The organism is Nocardia iowensis (genome assembly GCF_019222765.1).
GTDB classification, from domain to species: Bacteria; Actinomycetota; Actinomycetes; order Mycobacteriales; family Mycobacteriaceae; genus Nocardia; species Nocardia iowensis.
In genome coordinates this window covers 6,445,708-6,461,529 of record NZ_CP078145.1, presented here as the reverse complement: position 1 = coordinate 6,461,529, position 15,822 = coordinate 6,445,708, and the positions used below count along the sequence as shown (strand labels likewise).

The 15,822-nt window shown below is 66.7% G+C and carries 15 protein-coding genes; 7 read left to right on the top strand and 8 right to left on the bottom strand.

Annotated elements, in window-relative coordinates; all coding sequences use genetic code 11:
• Positions 1 to 23 precede the first annotated feature (23 nt).
• Genes KV110_RS29810 through KV110_RS29800 form a run of 3 tightly spaced genes read right to left on the bottom strand, consistent with a single transcriptional unit; the run spans position 24 to position 1,969 of the window.
• On the bottom strand, positions 24 to 515 hold the full coding sequence (locus tag KV110_RS29810) for a hypothetical protein (RefSeq protein ID WP_218470521.1): 492 nt from the start codon (positions 513 to 515) through the stop codon (positions 24 to 26).
• Positions 512 to 1,579, bottom strand: a complete 1,068-nt coding sequence (locus KV110_RS29805; protein ID WP_218470520.1) for a DNA polymerase III subunit beta family protein — start codon at positions 1,577 to 1,579, stop codon at positions 512 to 514. Before KV110_RS29805 ends, KV110_RS29810 begins: the two co-directional genes overlap by 4 nt.
• 33 nt (positions 1,580 to 1,612) lie before the next feature.
• The gene (locus KV110_RS29800; RefSeq protein WP_246634071.1) at positions 1,613 to 1,969 is read right to left on the bottom strand and encodes a winged helix-turn-helix transcriptional regulator; all 357 of its coding nucleotides are present in this window, start codon (positions 1,967 to 1,969) and stop codon (positions 1,613 to 1,615) included.
• 69 nt (positions 1,970 to 2,038) lie between these two features.
• On the opposite strand from KV110_RS29800, the gene KV110_RS29795 reads away from it, so the two are divergent.
• Together KV110_RS29795 and KV110_RS29790 are read left to right on the top strand one after the other, a co-directional pair.
• Positions 2,039 to 2,803, top strand: coding sequence for an SDR family oxidoreductase (locus tag KV110_RS29795; RefSeq protein WP_218470519.1), 765 nt, complete (start codon positions 2,039 to 2,041; stop codon positions 2,801 to 2,803).
• A 365-nt stretch (positions 2,804 to 3,168) separates the two neighbouring features.
• The gene (locus tag KV110_RS29790) at positions 3,169 to 3,621 is read left to right on the top strand and encodes a hypothetical protein (RefSeq protein WP_218470518.1); all 453 of its coding nucleotides are present in this window, start codon (positions 3,169 to 3,171) and stop codon (positions 3,619 to 3,621) included.
• Here the strand turns inward: KV110_RS29790 and KV110_RS29785 are convergent, their stop codons facing one another.
• Both KV110_RS29785 and KV110_RS29780 read right to left on the bottom strand, forming a co-directional pair.
• Positions 3,622 to 4,122, bottom strand: a complete 501-nt coding sequence (locus tag KV110_RS29785) for a hypothetical protein (protein ID WP_218470517.1) — start codon at positions 4,120 to 4,122, stop codon at positions 3,622 to 3,624. It abuts the gene before it with no gap.
• Between the two features lie 93 nt (positions 4,123 to 4,215).
• Positions 4,216 to 5,598 (bottom strand): APC family permease, encoded by a 1,383-nt coding sequence (locus KV110_RS29780; RefSeq protein WP_218470516.1) that lies wholly within the window; start codon positions 5,596 to 5,598, stop codon positions 4,216 to 4,218.
• A gap of 217 nt (positions 5,599 to 5,815) precedes the next feature.
• Here KV110_RS29780 and KV110_RS29775 point away from each other — a divergent pair, with 217 nt between their 5' ends.
• Positions 5,816 to 6,631 (top strand): ABC transporter permease, encoded by an 816-nt coding sequence (locus KV110_RS29775; protein WP_218479068.1) that lies wholly within the window; start codon positions 5,816 to 5,818, stop codon positions 6,629 to 6,631.
• Positions 6,628 to 7,458: an ABC transporter permease gene (locus tag KV110_RS29770; protein ID WP_218470515.1), complete on the top strand. Its 831-nt coding sequence runs from the start codon at positions 6,628 to 6,630 to the stop codon at positions 7,456 to 7,458. Before KV110_RS29775 ends, KV110_RS29770 begins: the two co-directional genes overlap by 4 nt.
• Here KV110_RS29770 and KV110_RS29765 read toward each other — a convergent pair.
• A complete protein-coding gene (locus KV110_RS29765; protein ID WP_218470514.1) occupies positions 7,455 to 8,315 on the bottom strand; it encodes a helix-turn-helix domain-containing protein in 861 nt (286 codons plus the stop codon). The two genes, KV110_RS29770 and KV110_RS29765, sit on opposite strands and share 4 nt — an antisense overlap.
• A gap of 126 nt (positions 8,316 to 8,441) precedes the next feature.
• Positions 8,442 to 10,190, bottom strand: a complete 1,749-nt coding sequence (locus KV110_RS29760; RefSeq protein WP_218470513.1) for a phytoene desaturase family protein — start codon at positions 10,188 to 10,190, stop codon at positions 8,442 to 8,444.
• A 120-nt stretch (positions 10,191 to 10,310) separates the two neighbouring features.
• Between KV110_RS29760 and KV110_RS29755 the strand changes: the two genes are divergently transcribed.
• The 3 genes from KV110_RS29755 to KV110_RS29745 all read left to right on the top strand — a co-directional run bounded on the left by KV110_RS29755 (position 10,311) and on the right by KV110_RS29745 (position 12,332).
• A complete protein-coding gene (locus tag KV110_RS29755; RefSeq protein ID WP_246634070.1) occupies positions 10,311 to 10,889 on the top strand; it encodes a TetR/AcrR family transcriptional regulator in 579 nt (192 codons plus the stop codon).
• A gap of 126 nt (positions 10,890 to 11,015) precedes the next feature.
• Entirely contained in the window at positions 11,016 to 11,444 is a 429-nt protein-coding gene (locus KV110_RS29750; protein ID WP_218470512.1) for a guanyl-specific ribonuclease, read from the top strand.
• Between the two features lie 528 nt (positions 11,445 to 11,972).
• The gene (locus tag KV110_RS29745; protein WP_218479065.1) at positions 11,973 to 12,332 is read left to right on the top strand and encodes a DUF4254 domain-containing protein; all 360 of its coding nucleotides are present in this window, start codon (positions 11,973 to 11,975) and stop codon (positions 12,330 to 12,332) included.
• A gap of 219 nt (positions 12,333 to 12,551) precedes the next feature.
• On the opposite strand, the gene KV110_RS29740 is transcribed toward KV110_RS29745, so the two are convergent.
• Positions 12,552 to 15,821, bottom strand: coding sequence for a hypothetical protein (locus KV110_RS29740; RefSeq protein WP_218470511.1), 3,270 nt, complete (start codon positions 15,819 to 15,821; stop codon positions 12,552 to 12,554).
• Position 15,822: the final 1 nt, after the last annotated feature.

The window sequence follows — 15,822 nt, the reverse complement described above, 5'->3', positions numbered from 1 at the left end:
GCCATGTCCCGCTGGGCCGGTGATTATCGGCCGCCGGTGGGGGCGGACGGCCTGGGGCGGGGGTTGCGGGCTTGGATTGCTGTTTCCACTTCATCGACCGCGGTGCGGATGGTGGTGCTGTAAGGGGAATCAGGGAGGGTGTGCAAGGTGGCTCGGGCGGCGGTGATTTCGCGCTGGGCGGCGGTGAAGGAGCTCAGTCTGCGGTAGTTGTCGGCCAGGTTGAGGTGCAGGGACGGGTAGAAGCCACGGACGTCCAGGGCTGAGTCGTATTGCTGGGCACGATCGTTGGACAGGGAGTCGGCGGCGTCGAGGGCGCGGATGTCCCAGGTGAGTGCTTCGGCCGCATCGTCGTACAGGTCGGCGAGGTAGTGGGCGAGAGCGCAGCGGTGTAGTGGATCACCCTGCGGGCCAAGGGATTTCCACAACGCGAGCAAGGCGTTACGGGCTGCGTCGGGTTGTCCCTCGTGCCCCAGTCCTACCGCGCGGCTGATCGCGGCCATGGTGTCGTCTGTCATGCGTGTGTGGTCCTATCTGTCTGTTGGGTCGGCATGGCCAGCGTGGTGAGGTCGCCGTCGGTGGCGGAGCGCAGGACGACGGGCTGGTCCGCCGCTGAGATGTCGAACATGAGATCTGGGCCCAGCGCGGTGTGGATCGCGGGGAGCAGCGTCGCGACATCGAAAGACAGATCGATGTCAGAACCGGTGACCGCGGCGGACAGGTGCTCTCGGCGGTTGCCGCCGGACACCGTGAGACCGGTGCGGTCGATCTCGAACCGCACTGTGGTCGTGTGGTTTTCGAGGAGGGCGAGCAACGTCTTGCGGGCCGTCACCACGCGCGTCCGGACCGGGGCGAGCCCCGAAAGCACCGCTCGATAGTCGGGGAACGGTTCGTCGATCACCCGGCAACGGCGCTCGACGCCGTCACCGGCGAACAGTAGACCCTGATCCGTTGGTGCCACAACGATTTCATCCAGGTGCCGGAGCCAGTCGAGCACCGGTGCGAGATCGCCCGCGTCGACGACCAACGACCAGTCGTCACCGTTTCGATTCCGCGACACCACTGTCCGGGTCGAGAGCCGGTACCGATCGGTGGCGGTCAGCGTCAGCGAATTCGCGCTCGCCTCCAGCAGAATGCCTGCGAGGACCGGTATTTCGCGGTTGCCCGCGGCAGCGGCCCGCACCTGGTCGAACGCCGCCGCCAACAGTGCGGCAGGCAATGCGACCTGATGGCCCGTCGACTCGGCGCCCAGCGTCTGCTTGATTGCCTCGGCAACGAGCGCGGCCTCCGCTGCCCGGCGCCGCAGCTCGTCGACGTGCTCGTCCAACAGTCGTTCAGCGCGTCCGGTATCGCCGGACAGGATGTCCGAGATCGACTCGAGCGGTACCTCGATCGCCCGCAGCCGACGGATCAGTGCGGCACGTTCCCGCTGGCCTTCGGTGTAATAGCGATAGCCGGTGAGCGGATCGACCCGGGCGGGGACGAGTAGCCCGCAGTCGTCGTAGAACCGCAGCGCACTCGCCGTGAGCCCACTGGCCCGCGCCAGCACGCCTATCGTGATGAACTCTTCGGACTCGGCCACCCGGCCATCATGAAGTCTCAGGTAGGCGGAAGGTCAAACCGTTCCGTCGTTCGGGTCGGTGAGTGCCGCTCCCCACCGCCGCGACCAATCCCAGACGGCGTGCAGGGCGGTGCCGAGTTCTGTTCCGGCGGTGGTGAGTTCGTAGGACTTGTCGGCGTTCTTCACGATCAGGCCAGCGCTTTGCAGGTGCTGCAGGCGCACCGAAAGCATGCTGGAGGAGCAGTTGTCCATGCGCCGCCGCAGTTCGAGGAAACCGAGCCTGCCTGGTTCCAGCTCCCACAGCACGCGCAGCGTCCATCGCTGACCCAGTAGCTCCATCGCGGCCAGGACCGGCGCGTTCGCCGGCTCGACCCGGCCGTTGGGCGGCTTCGCTCCGCTTGCACTTCTCATTTAGAACTACCATAGTGATTCTGAATTAGAAGCAATCCGCCGGGCCGCTGGTCCGCGATCGAGAGGGAAATGGTGGGCGAGCCAGCCGGACAGCGAATCGTTCTGATCACGGGTGCCTCCCGCGGCATCGGCGCCGAAACGGCGCGCATCCTCGCCGCGCGCGGCGATCACGTGATCATCAACTACCGCGAAAAGCTGAAGCGCGCCACAGCAATCGCCGACGAGATCAGCGCCGCGGGTGGCAGCGCGTCCACCGCGGGCGCCGACATCGCCGATGCCGACGCCACGCGCCTGCTCATCGACGGCATCATCGAGGAATTCGGCCGCCTCGACGTCCTCGTCCTCAACGCTTCCGGCGGCCTGGAACGCAACGCCGCCCCCGACTACGCCATGTCGATCAACCGGGACGCCCAGACCCGCCTGGTCCGACTGTGCTTGCCGCACATGCCTTCCGGTGCTCGCATCGTCTTCGTCACCAGCCACCAGGCCCACTTCCACGGCCGCAAACCGGTCCCCGCCGAGTACGAACCCATCGCGGCGAGCAAACGCGCAGGTGAAGACGCCCTCCGTGCGATGATCCCGGAACTCACGGCGCGAAACATTCCCCTGCACATCGTCTCCGGCGACATGATCGACGGCACGATCATCGTCCAGCTCCTCGAACGCCGGAACCCGGACGCGGTGGCTGCCCGCCGCGACCACGCCGCCCTGCCGACCATCACCGAATTCGCCACCGCGGTAGCCGACGCCACCAGCGGTCCGGTCGAATCCGGTCACACCGTCTACGTCGGCGGCCCGGACTATCTGCTCGCGGACAGTTCCATCCCGGTATAGCCGACGAGGTCGCCGCGGCCGCGGCGACCTCGCGCCGATTGCCCTACTCGCCGGGATCGATCGCTGCGCTGCCTCGGTTGGGTATAGCCGCAGGTTATCCGTTCCGAGTGGCGCATTAAGGTGTGGTCACTCAACGTTTGCCCTAGCCGAATGGACGCAACGGCGGGCTGGTGGGGAGGCGGCGATCGAGGGCGTGTTGGATGAACGGAAGTGGGTGAAATCGACGTGGAGGGGGGAAGTCTCGTTCACGCTATCGTTGTGTGCCAGGTGCGGAATGTGCTGCGGCAACGGTGCGGTACGCGGCACCGTCCGAGGACCGGGACGTTTGGGGTCGTGCCGACGCGCCACCATGCGGGGGCGCTGAGATGACCTATCCGGGCAACGACCGCACGATCCCCGGAAAAGACTTGCTGCTGGCCGCCTTCCGTGGCTTCCCGCACGCCGACCATCCGATGCTGGAGGCCGCGGGCGAACTGGCTCAGCTGCACCTGGCTCGGGAGCGCACACCGGCCACCGAGTCGGCCAAGATCGATCGGCGGCGCATCCAGCTGGTGCGCACGATCGATCGCTGGGTGACGCTGGCGACGCCGGTCCCGGAGGTCGCCGCACCCGAACACGCCGAAACCGTCGGCAGAATGGTGGATCGGCTCGCCGGAATGACCGCGCAGGCGTTCGCCGCGCTGGCACACGCCCCGGAGCCCGTCTTTTACGACGCCTGGGTGCAGATCGAGGAGATGGCCGACGGCTACCAGGACCTCATCGACGACTTACGCATCGGCATCCGGCGATTACCCGACGACCCGTACGACAGCTGGTGACTACTTCCCGCGCCCGAACAGCCGAAACGACCGACTCCGGCGTCGCGGCAAGGTCGCGTAGACCATCGTCATATCGGCGAACACCTCCGCCTCGCGCTCCCGTTCGACGCCGAATTCACTGCGCCCCAGCACATGTTTGATCGACTGCGGCGAAATCGAGGGCAGCAGCACGGCCAGCATCGGCGGGATCGGTGCGCTGCGATCCGCTTCCTGGGTGCCATGACCGAGCAGCATGTGCCCCACCTCGTGCAGGATGATGTGGTCGGCATTGCGATCGGTGGCGTCGACGTCGTAGATGATGAGGTCGTCGTGGGTGCGCGCGACCCACAGACCGCCCCCGCCGCAACCGATCTCGTTCAGCAGTGCCTTCGGCGCCGTGTGCAGGCTGATGGAGCGGCCACGGTGCGCGGCAACGGCGGCGAGATAGGTGGTCAGGTTCCACGGGTTGGGGAGGGGCACGGTTCGGGTCGCGTCACCGAAACGGGCTTCCATGCTGGTCATCTCGGCTCACATTACTCACGACTCCGCCACTAGTCACCTAGTGATTCGGACGAACCCGACGTGAGCTGGTGCACTGCCCGATAACAAGATCCACTACTTGGGCGGCGGCTCCGCGGCGGCGGGTTCGGCGTGCAGATATCGGATCACCAGATGATTCACGCCCCACAGCACGACCCCGACCGCGAGCAGGATTCCCGCGATGGCGTACTGCTGCGGATTCCGGTCGGTCCATGGCGTCACCAAGAAACCGCACGTCAGCGCGCCGATCACCGGCAGCGCCGTCGGCGTCCGGAAGTGCTCGTGCGACACGGGATCTCGGCGCAGCACCAGGACGGTGACATTCACGATGGTGAACACCGCGAGCAGCAGCAGCGCGGTGGTGCCGCCGAGTTCGGGAACCTCGCTGACGATGGCGATCAGACCCAGCGCGAGCAGCGTGGTGAACAGGATCGCGACATACGGCGTGCGCCGACCGGCATGGACCCGCCCGAGTATCCGCGGTACCACGCCCTGCCTGGCCATGCCGTAGAGCAGGCGACTTGCCATCAGCATGTTGATCAGTGCGGTGTTGGCGACGGCGATCATGCTGATGTACGCGAAGACATGCGTCGGGAACGCGGGCCAGCCCACCTGCACCACCTGCAGCAGCGGTGTGTCGCCCTGGCTGAGCTGGGCGACCGGCACGAGCGCTATCGCGGTGATCGATACCAGCACGTAGACGAGTGCGGTGATGGCGAGCCCGGCCAGCAGCACCTTCGGGAAGATCCGGCTTGGCTGTTTGCATTCCTCGGCCATATTGACCGAGTCCTCGAAGCCGACCATCGCGTAGAAGGCCAGCGTGGTGGCGGCGATGACACCGCCGACGGCGGTCCGGTCGCCGGTGTCGAACTCGACGACTCGGCTGAAATCGCCGTCGCCGACGCCTAGTGCCCAGCAGCCGATTCCGATGACGATCAGCAGACCGGTCAGCTCGACACAGGTGAGCAGCACGTTCAGCTTCACGCCCTCGCTGACGCCACGCAGATTGATCGCCGCGACCACCGCCATGAACGCCAGCGCGATCACCGTGACCGTGACGCCGGTGCCGATATCGAAGTCGAAGGCCTTGCCGAAGTTGGCCGCGAAGGCGCGGGATGCGGTCGATGCCGAGGTGATCCCGGAACTCATCACCGCGAACGCCACCATGAAGGTGAGGAACTGGATGCCGAAGGCCTTGTGCGTGTACAGCGCGGCGCCCGCCGCGTGCGGGTATTTGGTGACCAGTTCCAGGTAACTCATCGCGGTCACCAGCGCGACCAGGAACGAGACGACGAACGGCACCCACACCGCGCCGCCGACCTCGTTGGCCACCTTGCCGGTGAGCGCGTAGATCGAGGAGCCGAGGATGTCGCCGACCACGAACAACAGCAGCAGCCACGGGCCCATCACCCGCTTCAGCTCCGGCTCCGCTTCCCGCTGTGCGGTGACGTCGGCCATGGAGCTCCCCTCCCTAGAGATTTCGCGGCAGACGGATGAAGTACCCGAATCTCTCTGAAAATAGTCCACCGACCTTAGCTTTCGGCGGAAAACCATCGACTCGATGAACCGAATAGCCCGCTGGAGCGGTATCTCCTACGACCACCGCGGGCGACATGCGGACAACTGCCGGTTCCCGGCAAACCGGCGCCGGTATCCGCAGGATGAGAGCGTGCAGATGAGCCTGCTGACGGTCGCGGCGCGGCCGAGGATCGGGGTGGTCGCCCAATGGTGGGTGCTGACCTGCCGCCTGATCCGGCCGTCGTGGCGCAACGGCGAACTGGTGACCGCCGTGGTCGCGCCTACCGTGTTCACCCTGGGCTTTTACGTGCCGCTCAATCTGGTGATGAGCGGATACGGGCACGGGCTCAGCAGTTACGCACAATTCCTCATGCCGATGATCGTGATGCAGGCGGTGGCCTTCTGCGCGACGTCCGCCGCGTTTCGCGCGGCCAGCGACGCCGAGGACGGGCTCACCGTGCGATTCGGTTCGCTGCCGATGCCCGCGGCGGTGCCGTTGGCGGCGCGAATCACCGCCGCCATGTACCGCGCCGTGATCGCGCTGGCTGTCGCGGTGGTGTGCGGCCTGGTGATCGGCGTCGAGTTCTACGGAAGTTGGTGGGACACGGTCGGATTCCTGGCGTTCTCGCTGCTGGTGGCGTTGGCATTGTGTCTCGGCGCGGACCTGATCGGCAGTCTCGCCAAGAATCCCGAGGCGATCACCCAGGTGTTGATCTTCCCGCAGCTGATCCTCGGCTTGGTGTCCACCGGTATCGCGCCCGCGCACCAATTCCCGTCCTGGCTCCAGTTGTTCGCCCGCAACCAGCCGGTGTCGCAGTTCGTCTACGGGTTGCGCGCGCTGGCCGGTGATTCCAGCGGCAACGCGGGAGTCGTCGGCTGGTCGGTCCTCGGACCCGGCTTGGCCTGGGCGGTGGGGATACTCGTGGTGTTCGGCGCACTCGGCGTAGTGGTGGCCACACGGAGGTCGGCATGACCACGACGGACACCCGTGCCGCGGCCGCCGATCTGCCGATCGTGCGCGGCCGGACCGAGACCTGGCGGTTGTTCCTGCCGCAGACCGTCATTCAGACCCGGCGGCTGCTACTGCGGTGGTGGCGTGACCCGTTGACGCTGGTGCAATCGCTGGTGTTCCCGGCCTTGCTCCTGATCGTGCTGAATACCGTGCTCGGCAAGCAGGTTTCGACGTTCTCCGGAGCGAGTGCGCTCTATGGCTCGGTGCCGATGGTGGCACTGGTCGGCGTGATGTCGGGGTCGCTGGCCAGTGCGATCACCCTGGGGCGGGAGCGCGATCAGGGTCTGCTGGCCCGGTTGTGGGTGCTGCCGGTGCATCGCGCGTCCGGCCTTGCCTCGCGGATCCTCGCCGAAGGGGCCCGAATTCTGTTGTGCACCACCGTGTTGTTCGCGGTGGGCGTGCTGCTCGGCTTTCGGTTCGAACAGGGCGTGCTCGCCGGGATCGCGCTGTTCGGTGTGCCGCTACTGTATGGGCTCGGCTTCGCGACGCTGGTCACGGCGGTCGCGGTGTTCAGTGCGAAAGCGGCTCTGGTGGAAGCGGTTTCGCTGGGGTCGTCGATCATGATGTTCTTCAGCACCGGCTTCGTCCCGTTGACCGCGTATCCCCGTTGGGCCCAGCCGATCGTCGCGCACCAGCCGATGACCTACGCGATCGACGCCATGCGCGGGCTGTCGCTCGGCGGGCCGGTCCGCACCGCACTCCTGGCCACGGTGGCGTGGTCGGTCGGTGCGATCGTGGTGTTCGCGGTGCCCGCCGCGGTCGGCTACCGGCGGGCCAGCCGGCGTTAACCCATCCGGGCGGCGGCGTCGGTGATCATCGCCGCGGAATCGCGCGGGCTCAGCGCCATGGCGCGCAACTGGTCGAAGATGACGCCGAAGCGCCGGATCTCGGGATGTCCCTCGATCAGTTCATCGCCGGCGATGCCCTCCACGTACACCAGTTCCGGGTCGGCCGGGTCGGGGAAGTCCAACAGCGTGAACGAGCCGGCCATGCCGGGATGGGCGCCCGCGTCGAACGGCAAGATCTGCAGGATCACGTTCTTGCGCTTGGTTTCCTGGAGCAGCCGATCCAGTTGACCGCGCATGACGGCGGGTCCGCCGACGGTGCGCCGGATGGCCGCCTCGTCCATCACCACCCACAGCTCGAGCGGGTCGTCCTTGGTCAGGTTGGCGGCGCGATCCATCCTGGCGCGTGCCCGGTCCTCCATGACCGATGCCTCCACCTTCGGCATCGAGGTGTCGATGACCGCCGTCGCGTATTCCATGGTCTGGAGTAGCCCCGGGATGGTGGAGGTCTGGTAGTGCCGCGCGGACAGCGCCTCGGCCTCGAAATTGATATACGCCGCGTACACCTCCGAGACGCTGCCCTCGTACGCCCGCGACATTCCGGGCTTGAGCGCGTCCGACAGCAACTCGATGGCGTCTTCGCGCTTCTCCTCGGTCACGCCGTATAGATCGAGCATCGCCTGCAGGGTGCGCCGCTGCGGCCGAGCCTGCGCGGTCTCGATCCGATACAGCGTGGTGACATTGATGCCGGTCTTCGAACTCACTTCTTCCTTGCTGAGTTCGGCATTCTCGCGCATCTCTTGCAGCATCGCCGCCAACCGGCGCAGCCGAACGGTCAGGACGGTGCGCTTACCTGCCATGACAACACCCCTTTCGGTGTGTTCGTAGGCCAGAGCCTACCGCTTGCGATCGCCCTGAGGTCCAAGGTTTTCGGTTCAGCCGCGGCTATTACGGAAGATGTAAAGGGCGGTGCGCGGGTAGGGCGTTCAGGATCGAGCGGCAAGACGGGCGGTGCGAACGGCGAGCTTTTTGGCTGCCGCGAGCGGCTCCCAGCCCGCGGGGTCTTCGCTGTCGTCGACGAGGCCGAGGACGTGACCGGCGCGGATCTCCTGGTCCAGGTCGCGCCCACACGCCGCACCCGCGGCGTGCAGGCCGGACAGCATCGCGCTCTCGACGGCGGGACCCCACGCGGTGCTCGCGCCACACAGGAACAGGCCGCTGATTTCGGTGCGCACGCCCGGACGGAATGGCCCGAATTGGGTGATGGACATTTCGAGGCCGTACGGGGTGCCGCTGCTGGAACGGGTGTAGCGGTGCTGGGTCAGCGGGGTGGCTCCCTCGCGCCACACGATATGCTCCTCGATGCCGGGGATGACCTCGGCGACTCGCGCGATCATGAGCTCGATGAACCCCTCCTTCATTCGGAGGTATTCGGGGTTGCGCTGGTAGCTGTCGTCGCCGACGGCGGGCCACTCGGCCAAGCCCCAGAATTCCGGTTCGGCGGGCGCGAGCGTCATCACCTCGAGCACCGAGGAACCGGCCGGGGCGCCGTGCGGGTTGTCGGGGTCCTTGGTCGTGGTCACGCTGACGTACGCGGGCAACCTCTTTCGCGCCTGCTCGATGCGCTCGTCCTTGGTGTAGCCCGCCTTGTTCTCGGCCAGATCCTGGAATAGCGAGGTGACATCTTCGGCGGTCGGCACCGAGTAGAAGTTGGTGTTGTCGATCCGGGTGCTCAGGTCGATGTCGACGCCGAGGTAGCAGTTGAAGAACGACTGCGACATCCGCAACCGTTGGGCCCGGGCGATGGTGGTGGCGCGCAGGTGCTTTCGACCTACCAGCTCCAGGTAGGTCTTCTTGATGTCGGCGTTGGAGACCACGATCGGGGCGGTGAATCGGCTGCCGTCGTCGAGCTCTACGCCGGTTACCGTCTTGTCTGCCACCAGGATTCGCCGCACCGCCGACCGCGTCCGGATCTGCCCGCCGTTGGCGACGACCACCTCGCCGAGCCGGGCGGAGAGCACCTGTCCGCCGCCCTTGGGGAACCAGGCGCCGTCGCTGAGGAAGTTCTGCAGCATGAAGGCGTGCACGGCGACCGGGGTCCGATGCGGCGGGCTGGCGTAGGTGCCGTACTGCACCGACATCGCGGCTTTGAGTCCGGAGGTGAGCCGATGCGCGTTCAGCAACTGCGTCAGCGGAACCATCGCCCACGGCGCGTGAATTCCGGCCGCGAGCAAGAACTTCGCGTTACCGAGCAGCGAGGCCGGGGTGCGGCTGTGATCGATGCTCGTACCGATCCGCCGCAGAATGGCGACCACCCTGCGGATCTTTCGTGCTTCGGCGGGAAACGCCTCGATCAGGTTGTGCTGATAGTTGTCCCAGCCGCGCGGGATCTTCAGAGTCAGGTCGGGAAAGACGATGGTGTCGAAACCGTTGGGGTCAAGCGGCCGGAACTCGATCTTCTTGTCCAGTCCGACGCCGCGCAGGATGGTCGGGATCTGCCCGTTCGGCCCGCAGTCACCCAGGTAGTGCACCCCGACATCGAATTCCCACTTCCCCGCGCGCCGGAAGGCATGCGTGCAGCCGCCGATCACGTCGTAGGCCTCGAGCACCAGGGTGCGTTTGCCCGCCGCCGCCAAGTACGCCGCGGCGGTCATGCCGCCCATTCCCGAGCCGACGACGATCGCATCGAACGTGCGGTCGGTGGCCGTCGAATCCTGCCCGACGAGAGCGGTCATGTGTCCTCCTTGGTCGTGCCACGCTGATCAGCTGAATTTTCCTGTTACGAAGAGTTACGGGTGACCCAATGTAGTAGCATGATCGGTCTACCGCAAGAGAGGGATGGGTAAGGTGCGACCATGACGATGCGTCCCCGTGAGCGGCTCATCATGGGTGCCATTGATCTGATTCGCCGACACGGCGTCGCGGGCACCGGCATGACCGAACTCCTCGCGCACAGCAACACCGCCCGCCGCTCCGTCTATCAGAACTTTCCGCGCGGCAAGCAGCAGCTGATCGAGGAAGCGACGAGGACAGCGGGCGAGGTAATGGCCGCGGCCATCACCGCGACCGAGGGGTCCGGCACGTCGGCGGCTCGGCTCGCCGCCTTCGTGCAGATGTGGAAAGACACGCTGGTCGCCGCCGACTTCACCGCCGGCTGCCCGGTGGTCGCGGCGGCACTGTCGGGATCGGAGGTGCCCGCGGCACCGGCCATCGCCGCCGAGGTCTTCGCCCGTTGGGAGACGCTGATCGCCGAGCAGTTGACCGCCGAGGGTTTCGATGCCCCGATGGCGGCGTCCCTGGCGACCACCGCGGTCGCCGCCATCGAAGGCGCGGTCGTCATGTGCATCGCCGCGCGTTCGATAACCCCGCTCGAGCGAGTCGCGGACCAGCTCGACCAGCTCCTCCGATACCGGCAGTCCGAGCGCGGGGCCTAGGCGACGCGGCGGCCCGGAAATCAGTCGGGGTAAGCACCGGCGAAAGTGTTTGTCCGGCACCAATCCTTCACGGAGTCGAAACCTGGCGAAACCTGGAATTCGGTTTGGGCACGTAGGTTCACCGTCATGACTGGGGCGGGATCGACAGCGAAGCGACTAGTGCACCTCCTCGCCGTAGTGGCGGCGGCCTTGACGTTGGTGTTCGGGCTGTCGACGGGGACGCAGGAGCAGCATGTGCGGCCCGTGCAGACGGAATCGATCACGCTGCTCGGGGCCGCTGTCCCGCAACGGGCCTGGGACACACTCGCCAGGATCGATGCGGGCACGTGGCCGCCGAATGACGGCTCGGGCACCAAAGGCGGTGGTACCTGGTCGAATCGTGAGGGGACGTTGCCGCGCACCGATGGGGCGGGAAGGCCGATCACTTATCAAGAGTGGGACGTCAATATCAAGAAGCCCGGGCAGACCCGTGATGCCGAACGCATCGTCACCGGAAGTGACAGGTCCGCGTGGTACACCGGTGATCACTACGCCACGTTCACTCGAATGCGCTGAACATCCTCCGGCGCAGGACGTAACCGGTCTTGACACGTGTGCTGGGCGAAAACCGAAGGCAGTGGTGATAGCGAGCAACCGACTGGCCACCTCTGCTAGCGCTGTTGAGTGCTCACCAGGATTCGCGGTGGCCACTGATCGCAGGCCCGCTACGTGCACGATCGCGCGGGCGAATCCAGCATTCCGGATCGCCCTAGATCATCGGCGACACTCCCGCTCATGCGGCGTAGAACCTGTTGTCCAACTGGGGGAGAGGCCGCTCACGCGATGTCCGAACGCAGGGCTCGCAGCAATGCAGACGCACTCTTGCGTTCTTGCATCTGTAAGAGCATGATCCAGCTAGCTTAGTTGTGAACAACCGATCCGATGACCGGGATAACCGAATCGAGAGCCAATTATGTTGCTACAAAGCGCGTTGGTGTCGGGTGAACTCGGGGTCTGGCGATGAGCGCGCCAACGATAGGTGTGCTGCCGACAGCTCCGCAATTATTGTGTGCCTTTCAAGGACGTCGTTTCCAAGATCGGGAAATGCTGCGGTCCGCGCATGCGCTCGCCGAACTGCACGCGCGCAGGCAGCAGGTGCGCGACGCCGCGCTGATCGTGGAAATCGACTGCCGCCGAAGTGAACTCGTCGACGATATCAATGACTGGATCGGCAAGGAGATACCGCAACATCGCAACGGTGCGTTGCTGCATACGGAAAGCCTCGGTGCGGTGGTGGACCGAATGGCGCGTAGCTGGGTGGACGCGAACCAAGCGATCGACGTCGAGGGTGTGCGCAGTGACAATACCCATAAACACTGGTACCACCTGGCAGAACTTGTTGATGGGTACACTGATTTGGTAACCGACGTGGCCGGTGGCCGCCGCCGATTGCCGGAACAATGATCCTCTCGAACGACGGATTCCACCGCGATAGTGACACTGCCCCGGTAGCGTCACTTGCCCGATAGGCGACGTCCCAGGCGTAGTCATCCGACCAGTGGCTCCATCTGGACGATCACGTCGCCGGCACAGTGACGGCGGGCGCAACGGGGCGCCCCGCCCGGCGTGCCGCGTGGTCGACTGGCGCGGCACGCCCGCTGGGGAGTCTGTTCGGCGTTCCAATTATTCAGCAGCAGTGAAGATTTCGTGCGCAGCCGTACGGACATCGTGCTGCTCATGCGTCCGCATTCGGGCGAGCAGGGCCACCCAGGTTGGCGTCCAGCCGAAGTGACCGCCGCCCTGAGCGATCAGTGCCACGGCGGCCAGCGCTGTCGCGGTGTCCACCTCGGCGGCGAGGTCGTTGGCGATTGTCGACACGGTGTCGCCATCAACCATCCGCACGGTGCGCCCCAGCTGGATCCCCAGTTGTTCGGCCGGGTAGAGCACCAGGGCACCCTTGGCGAGACCACATGCCTGCCGAATCGATCGCGCACTCGCCGCGGCATCGGCCCAACGGTTCTGGGCCAGCAGCAGATCTATCGCAAACCGCCGCCACTGCGGTTCGCCCGCCAGTCGGTCGGCAACGGCGACGGCGGTCGCACGCGCCGCATCCGATCGTCCGGCCGCGCCGCCGAGATTGCCGAGCAGCGTCGAGAGCCGTTGCCGAGCAGGAAGATCACGGCCGGAAATGACGACGTCCTTGGCGGCGAGCAGACGATCTACCGCCGCCGGAATCGCCGCCAGGAAGCCGCCGCCGACGAGCACCTGCGCCGCTTGTCGCCACAGTCCCGCCTCGCCGAGGTCGGCGAGCCTGCGCACCACCAGGTCGCCGGTATCGGCGGGAGCCCAGCGATGCCACCCACCCAGCACCCGCATCGCCTGAGTCGCGAGTTGCACATCGGCGCCGCCCGCCATGTCCCGCACCAGCTCGGCCATCCTGCGCCGCTGCGGAATCGGCAGCAGCGCGGGCGCGAGATTCAGTGTCTCGCCCGCCACCGCCGGGTCGTGTGCCGCCTCGGCCAAGATCTGCCAGGCATCCTCGTGCGCCAGCAGCCAGCGACAGGCGAAGACGACCGCGCGTTTGACGTCGCGATGCTGATCCGGGCGATCCCAGATCGCGCGAACCGACGCCATCGCCTCCGGCGCGTGCAGCGCCGCGAGTAGTCGGACTCCCTCCTTCAGCGAGGTGATCTTCGGTGAGTCCACCAGTGGGGTGAGGGTGACCGCGAGACGATCCGGGGCAATGCTCATGGCGCGGGAAGCGATGCCACTCACCGCGACTCGCGCCCGATCGGAATCCACGAACCGACCGAGCACGCCGATGGCGGCCTCGGCTTCCTCGCTGCGGCCGAGCGCGGTGAGCGCCGCCTCGGCCACCGTGAGCTCGGGATGATCGGTATAGCCGACGAGACGCGCGAAGCTGCCGGGCAGGCGACCCAATCGCCGCACCGCCCAGGCTTTCTCCCACGGCGAGGATTCCTTGGACCCCACGAGTGCGGCGAGCGACCTGGCGTACAGCTCGACCTGCCGCGGGGTCCAGCCGTGGAAGCCGTCCGTGAAGTCGGGAACCAGACGCACTTTCGGCGCGAGGAAACGCCCTGGTGTCGCAGCGCCGAGCACCGTGTCGAGCAGATCCGTTCGGCGGGTGGCGATCAGGTGCTGCACCCTCGGTAGCGAGATGAGGGATCGGTCCCGGTTCAGCAGCGTGGCCAGGTTGTCGTCGCGGGTGGCCGGGTTGGTCAACGCCAGGTCCACCGCGCCGCGGATTACCGAGTCGTCGCGTGCGCCGCAGGCCCGCAGGAGCAACTGTTGCAGGGCAGCGACGTTCCAGGCGCGCCGGTTCAGGCCGTGGGCCAGGCCTAGCGTGAGGCCCCATTGGTCCCGCGCCGCATCGCCTTCCAGTCGATGGCGCAGTGCCGCGAACAGCCGATGTTCCGCGCCGTGCGGCAGGTCGCGGTCCAGGTCCCAGAGCGGCAGCGAACTGGAATGTGCCGCAAGGCTTTCGATCAACCGCAAAGCCGACCCGGTAAAGGCCGGATCATCGGCGCGGGCACCGTGCACCAGCAGCGTGCGGGCAATGACGCCGACCGCGCCGGTGGTCATGGACGACCGATCGCGGGCTTGCAGCGCGTCGGTGCTCAGGATTTCCAGTGCGGGCAGGTGTTCGGTACGCAGGAGGCTCGGCGGGATCTGGTTGACCGCCTGTAAAGCATTGCGTCGTACCGGGTCTTGTTCATTGCGGAGTCGGCGCAGCGAATCGAGCAGCGCGCCGACCACCGCGGGGTCGCGGGTACCGATGGCCGCGATCACCAGCAGCGGATACGCTTCCGCGCGCTCGTCGGCGGTCGGGCGCCGGATGCTCTCGCGCAGTACCGGTTCGGCATCCGCCCAGTCGAGCCGGGCGATCAGCCGCTCACGGACGAGCCGATCGTCGGATCCGCCTCGGCGGGCGAGCAATTCACGGGCAAGCGCGGCACGCTCTTGCCGTAATAGACTGTCGAGTGCGTCGAGGTCGACCTGCGCGGCATCGACACCGGGCCGGATGAACACCCGTCGCACCAGCTCGGTGCGCCGTACCGGCGCGAGCGTGGCGAGGAACCGCCGCCGCTGATATCCGGAATACGCCGCGCCCACGGCGACCAGTTGATCGTCGGGGAGCTCGCGCAATGCGGTGAACAGCGCGCGTCCGGCCAGGGCGGTGCCGCGCCCGCTCGGCTGCAGGATCAGCGCGACGACGGCGGCCGGGTCGTGCCGAGCCAGCTTGCCCGCGATCGCGTCCAGACCGTAGAGCTGCACGTGCCGCACCGCCTGTGCGGCGAGGGCGAGCAGGCGGTCCGGGTAGCGGATCGCGGAGGTGTCCGCTCCGGCCGCGATGCGCGGCCACAGCTCGGGCCAGTCGGACTCGCCTGCTTCGGCGGCGCGATCTTCCAGATAACTGAGCACTACGTCGGTGTGCTTGCGGCTCAATGCCTGCCAGTTCGGCGCGGCGTACGCGAGTTCGGGCAGCTGCTCGGCGACCAGGCGCGTCGAGCAGTAGGGCAGTATTCGCGCTGCCTCGGCGTCGCCGAAATGCTGTCGGACCCTGGGCAATAGCGCATCGGCCAGACCGCAATCGCGCCCGCGTCGGCCGATCGCGCGATACAGGACCCGCCGCGTCCGGTGCGCCATTCGTGGCAACTGCTCGACCAGCACCTCGGGCTCGACGCCGATCCGGACCAGGGCGACGACCGCGCGCGAAACGAATTCCTGTCCGGCCGAATCCAACTGGCCGACAAGGTGTTCGCGGTCGGCGGCGATCGCGGCCAGATGAATTGAGATGATCCGCTCGTAGCGGCCGCGCTCAGCCAGTTCGGCGAGCAGCGCGCCGAGATCCGCCGTACCGGCCAACCGCAGCGCTGTCGTCGCGATTGCCCGTCGCCGCTGCGGCGCGGACAACGGCTCGATGTCCTTCACT

Coding starts and splice junctions, on each gene's coding strand:
- KV110_RS29760 (WP_218470513.1), bottom strand. CDS start 10,190: ATGACCGCTCTCGTCGGGCAGGATTCGACGGCCACCGACCGCACGTTC.
- KV110_RS29775 (WP_218479068.1), top strand. CDS start 5,816: ATGAGCCTGCTGACGGTCGCGGCGCGGCCGAGGATCGGGGTGGTCGCC.
- KV110_RS29795 (WP_218470519.1), top strand. CDS start 2,039: ATGGTGGGCGAGCCAGCCGGACAGCGAATCGTTCTGATCACGGGTGCC.
- KV110_RS29750 (WP_218470512.1), top strand. CDS start 11,016: ATGACTGGGGCGGGATCGACAGCGAAGCGACTAGTGCACCTCCTCGCC.
- KV110_RS29745 (WP_218479065.1), top strand. CDS start 11,973: ATGCTGCGGTCCGCGCATGCGCTCGCCGAACTGCACGCGCGCAGGCAG.
- KV110_RS29770 (WP_218470515.1), top strand. CDS start 6,628: ATGACCACGACGGACACCCGTGCCGCGGCCGCCGATCTGCCGATCGTG.
- KV110_RS29785 (WP_218470517.1), bottom strand. CDS start 4,122: ATGACCAGCATGGAAGCCCGTTTCGGTGACGCGACCCGAACCGTGCCC.
- KV110_RS29765 (WP_218470514.1), bottom strand. CDS start 8,315: ATGGCAGGTAAGCGCACCGTCCTGACCGTTCGGCTGCGCCGGTTGGCG.
- KV110_RS29810 (WP_218470521.1), bottom strand. CDS start 515: ATGACAGACGACACCATGGCCGCGATCAGCCGCGCGGTAGGACTGGGG.
- KV110_RS29755 (WP_246634070.1), top strand. CDS start 10,311: ATGACGATGCGTCCCCGTGAGCGGCTCATCATGGGTGCCATTGATCTG.
- KV110_RS29800 (WP_246634071.1), bottom strand. CDS start 1,969: ATGAGAAGTGCAAGCGGAGCGAAGCCGCCCAACGGCCGGGTCGAGCCG.
- KV110_RS29780 (WP_218470516.1), bottom strand. CDS start 5,598: ATGGCCGACGTCACCGCACAGCGGGAAGCGGAGCCGGAGCTGAAGCGG.
- KV110_RS29790 (WP_218470518.1), top strand. CDS start 3,169: ATGACCTATCCGGGCAACGACCGCACGATCCCCGGAAAAGACTTGCTG.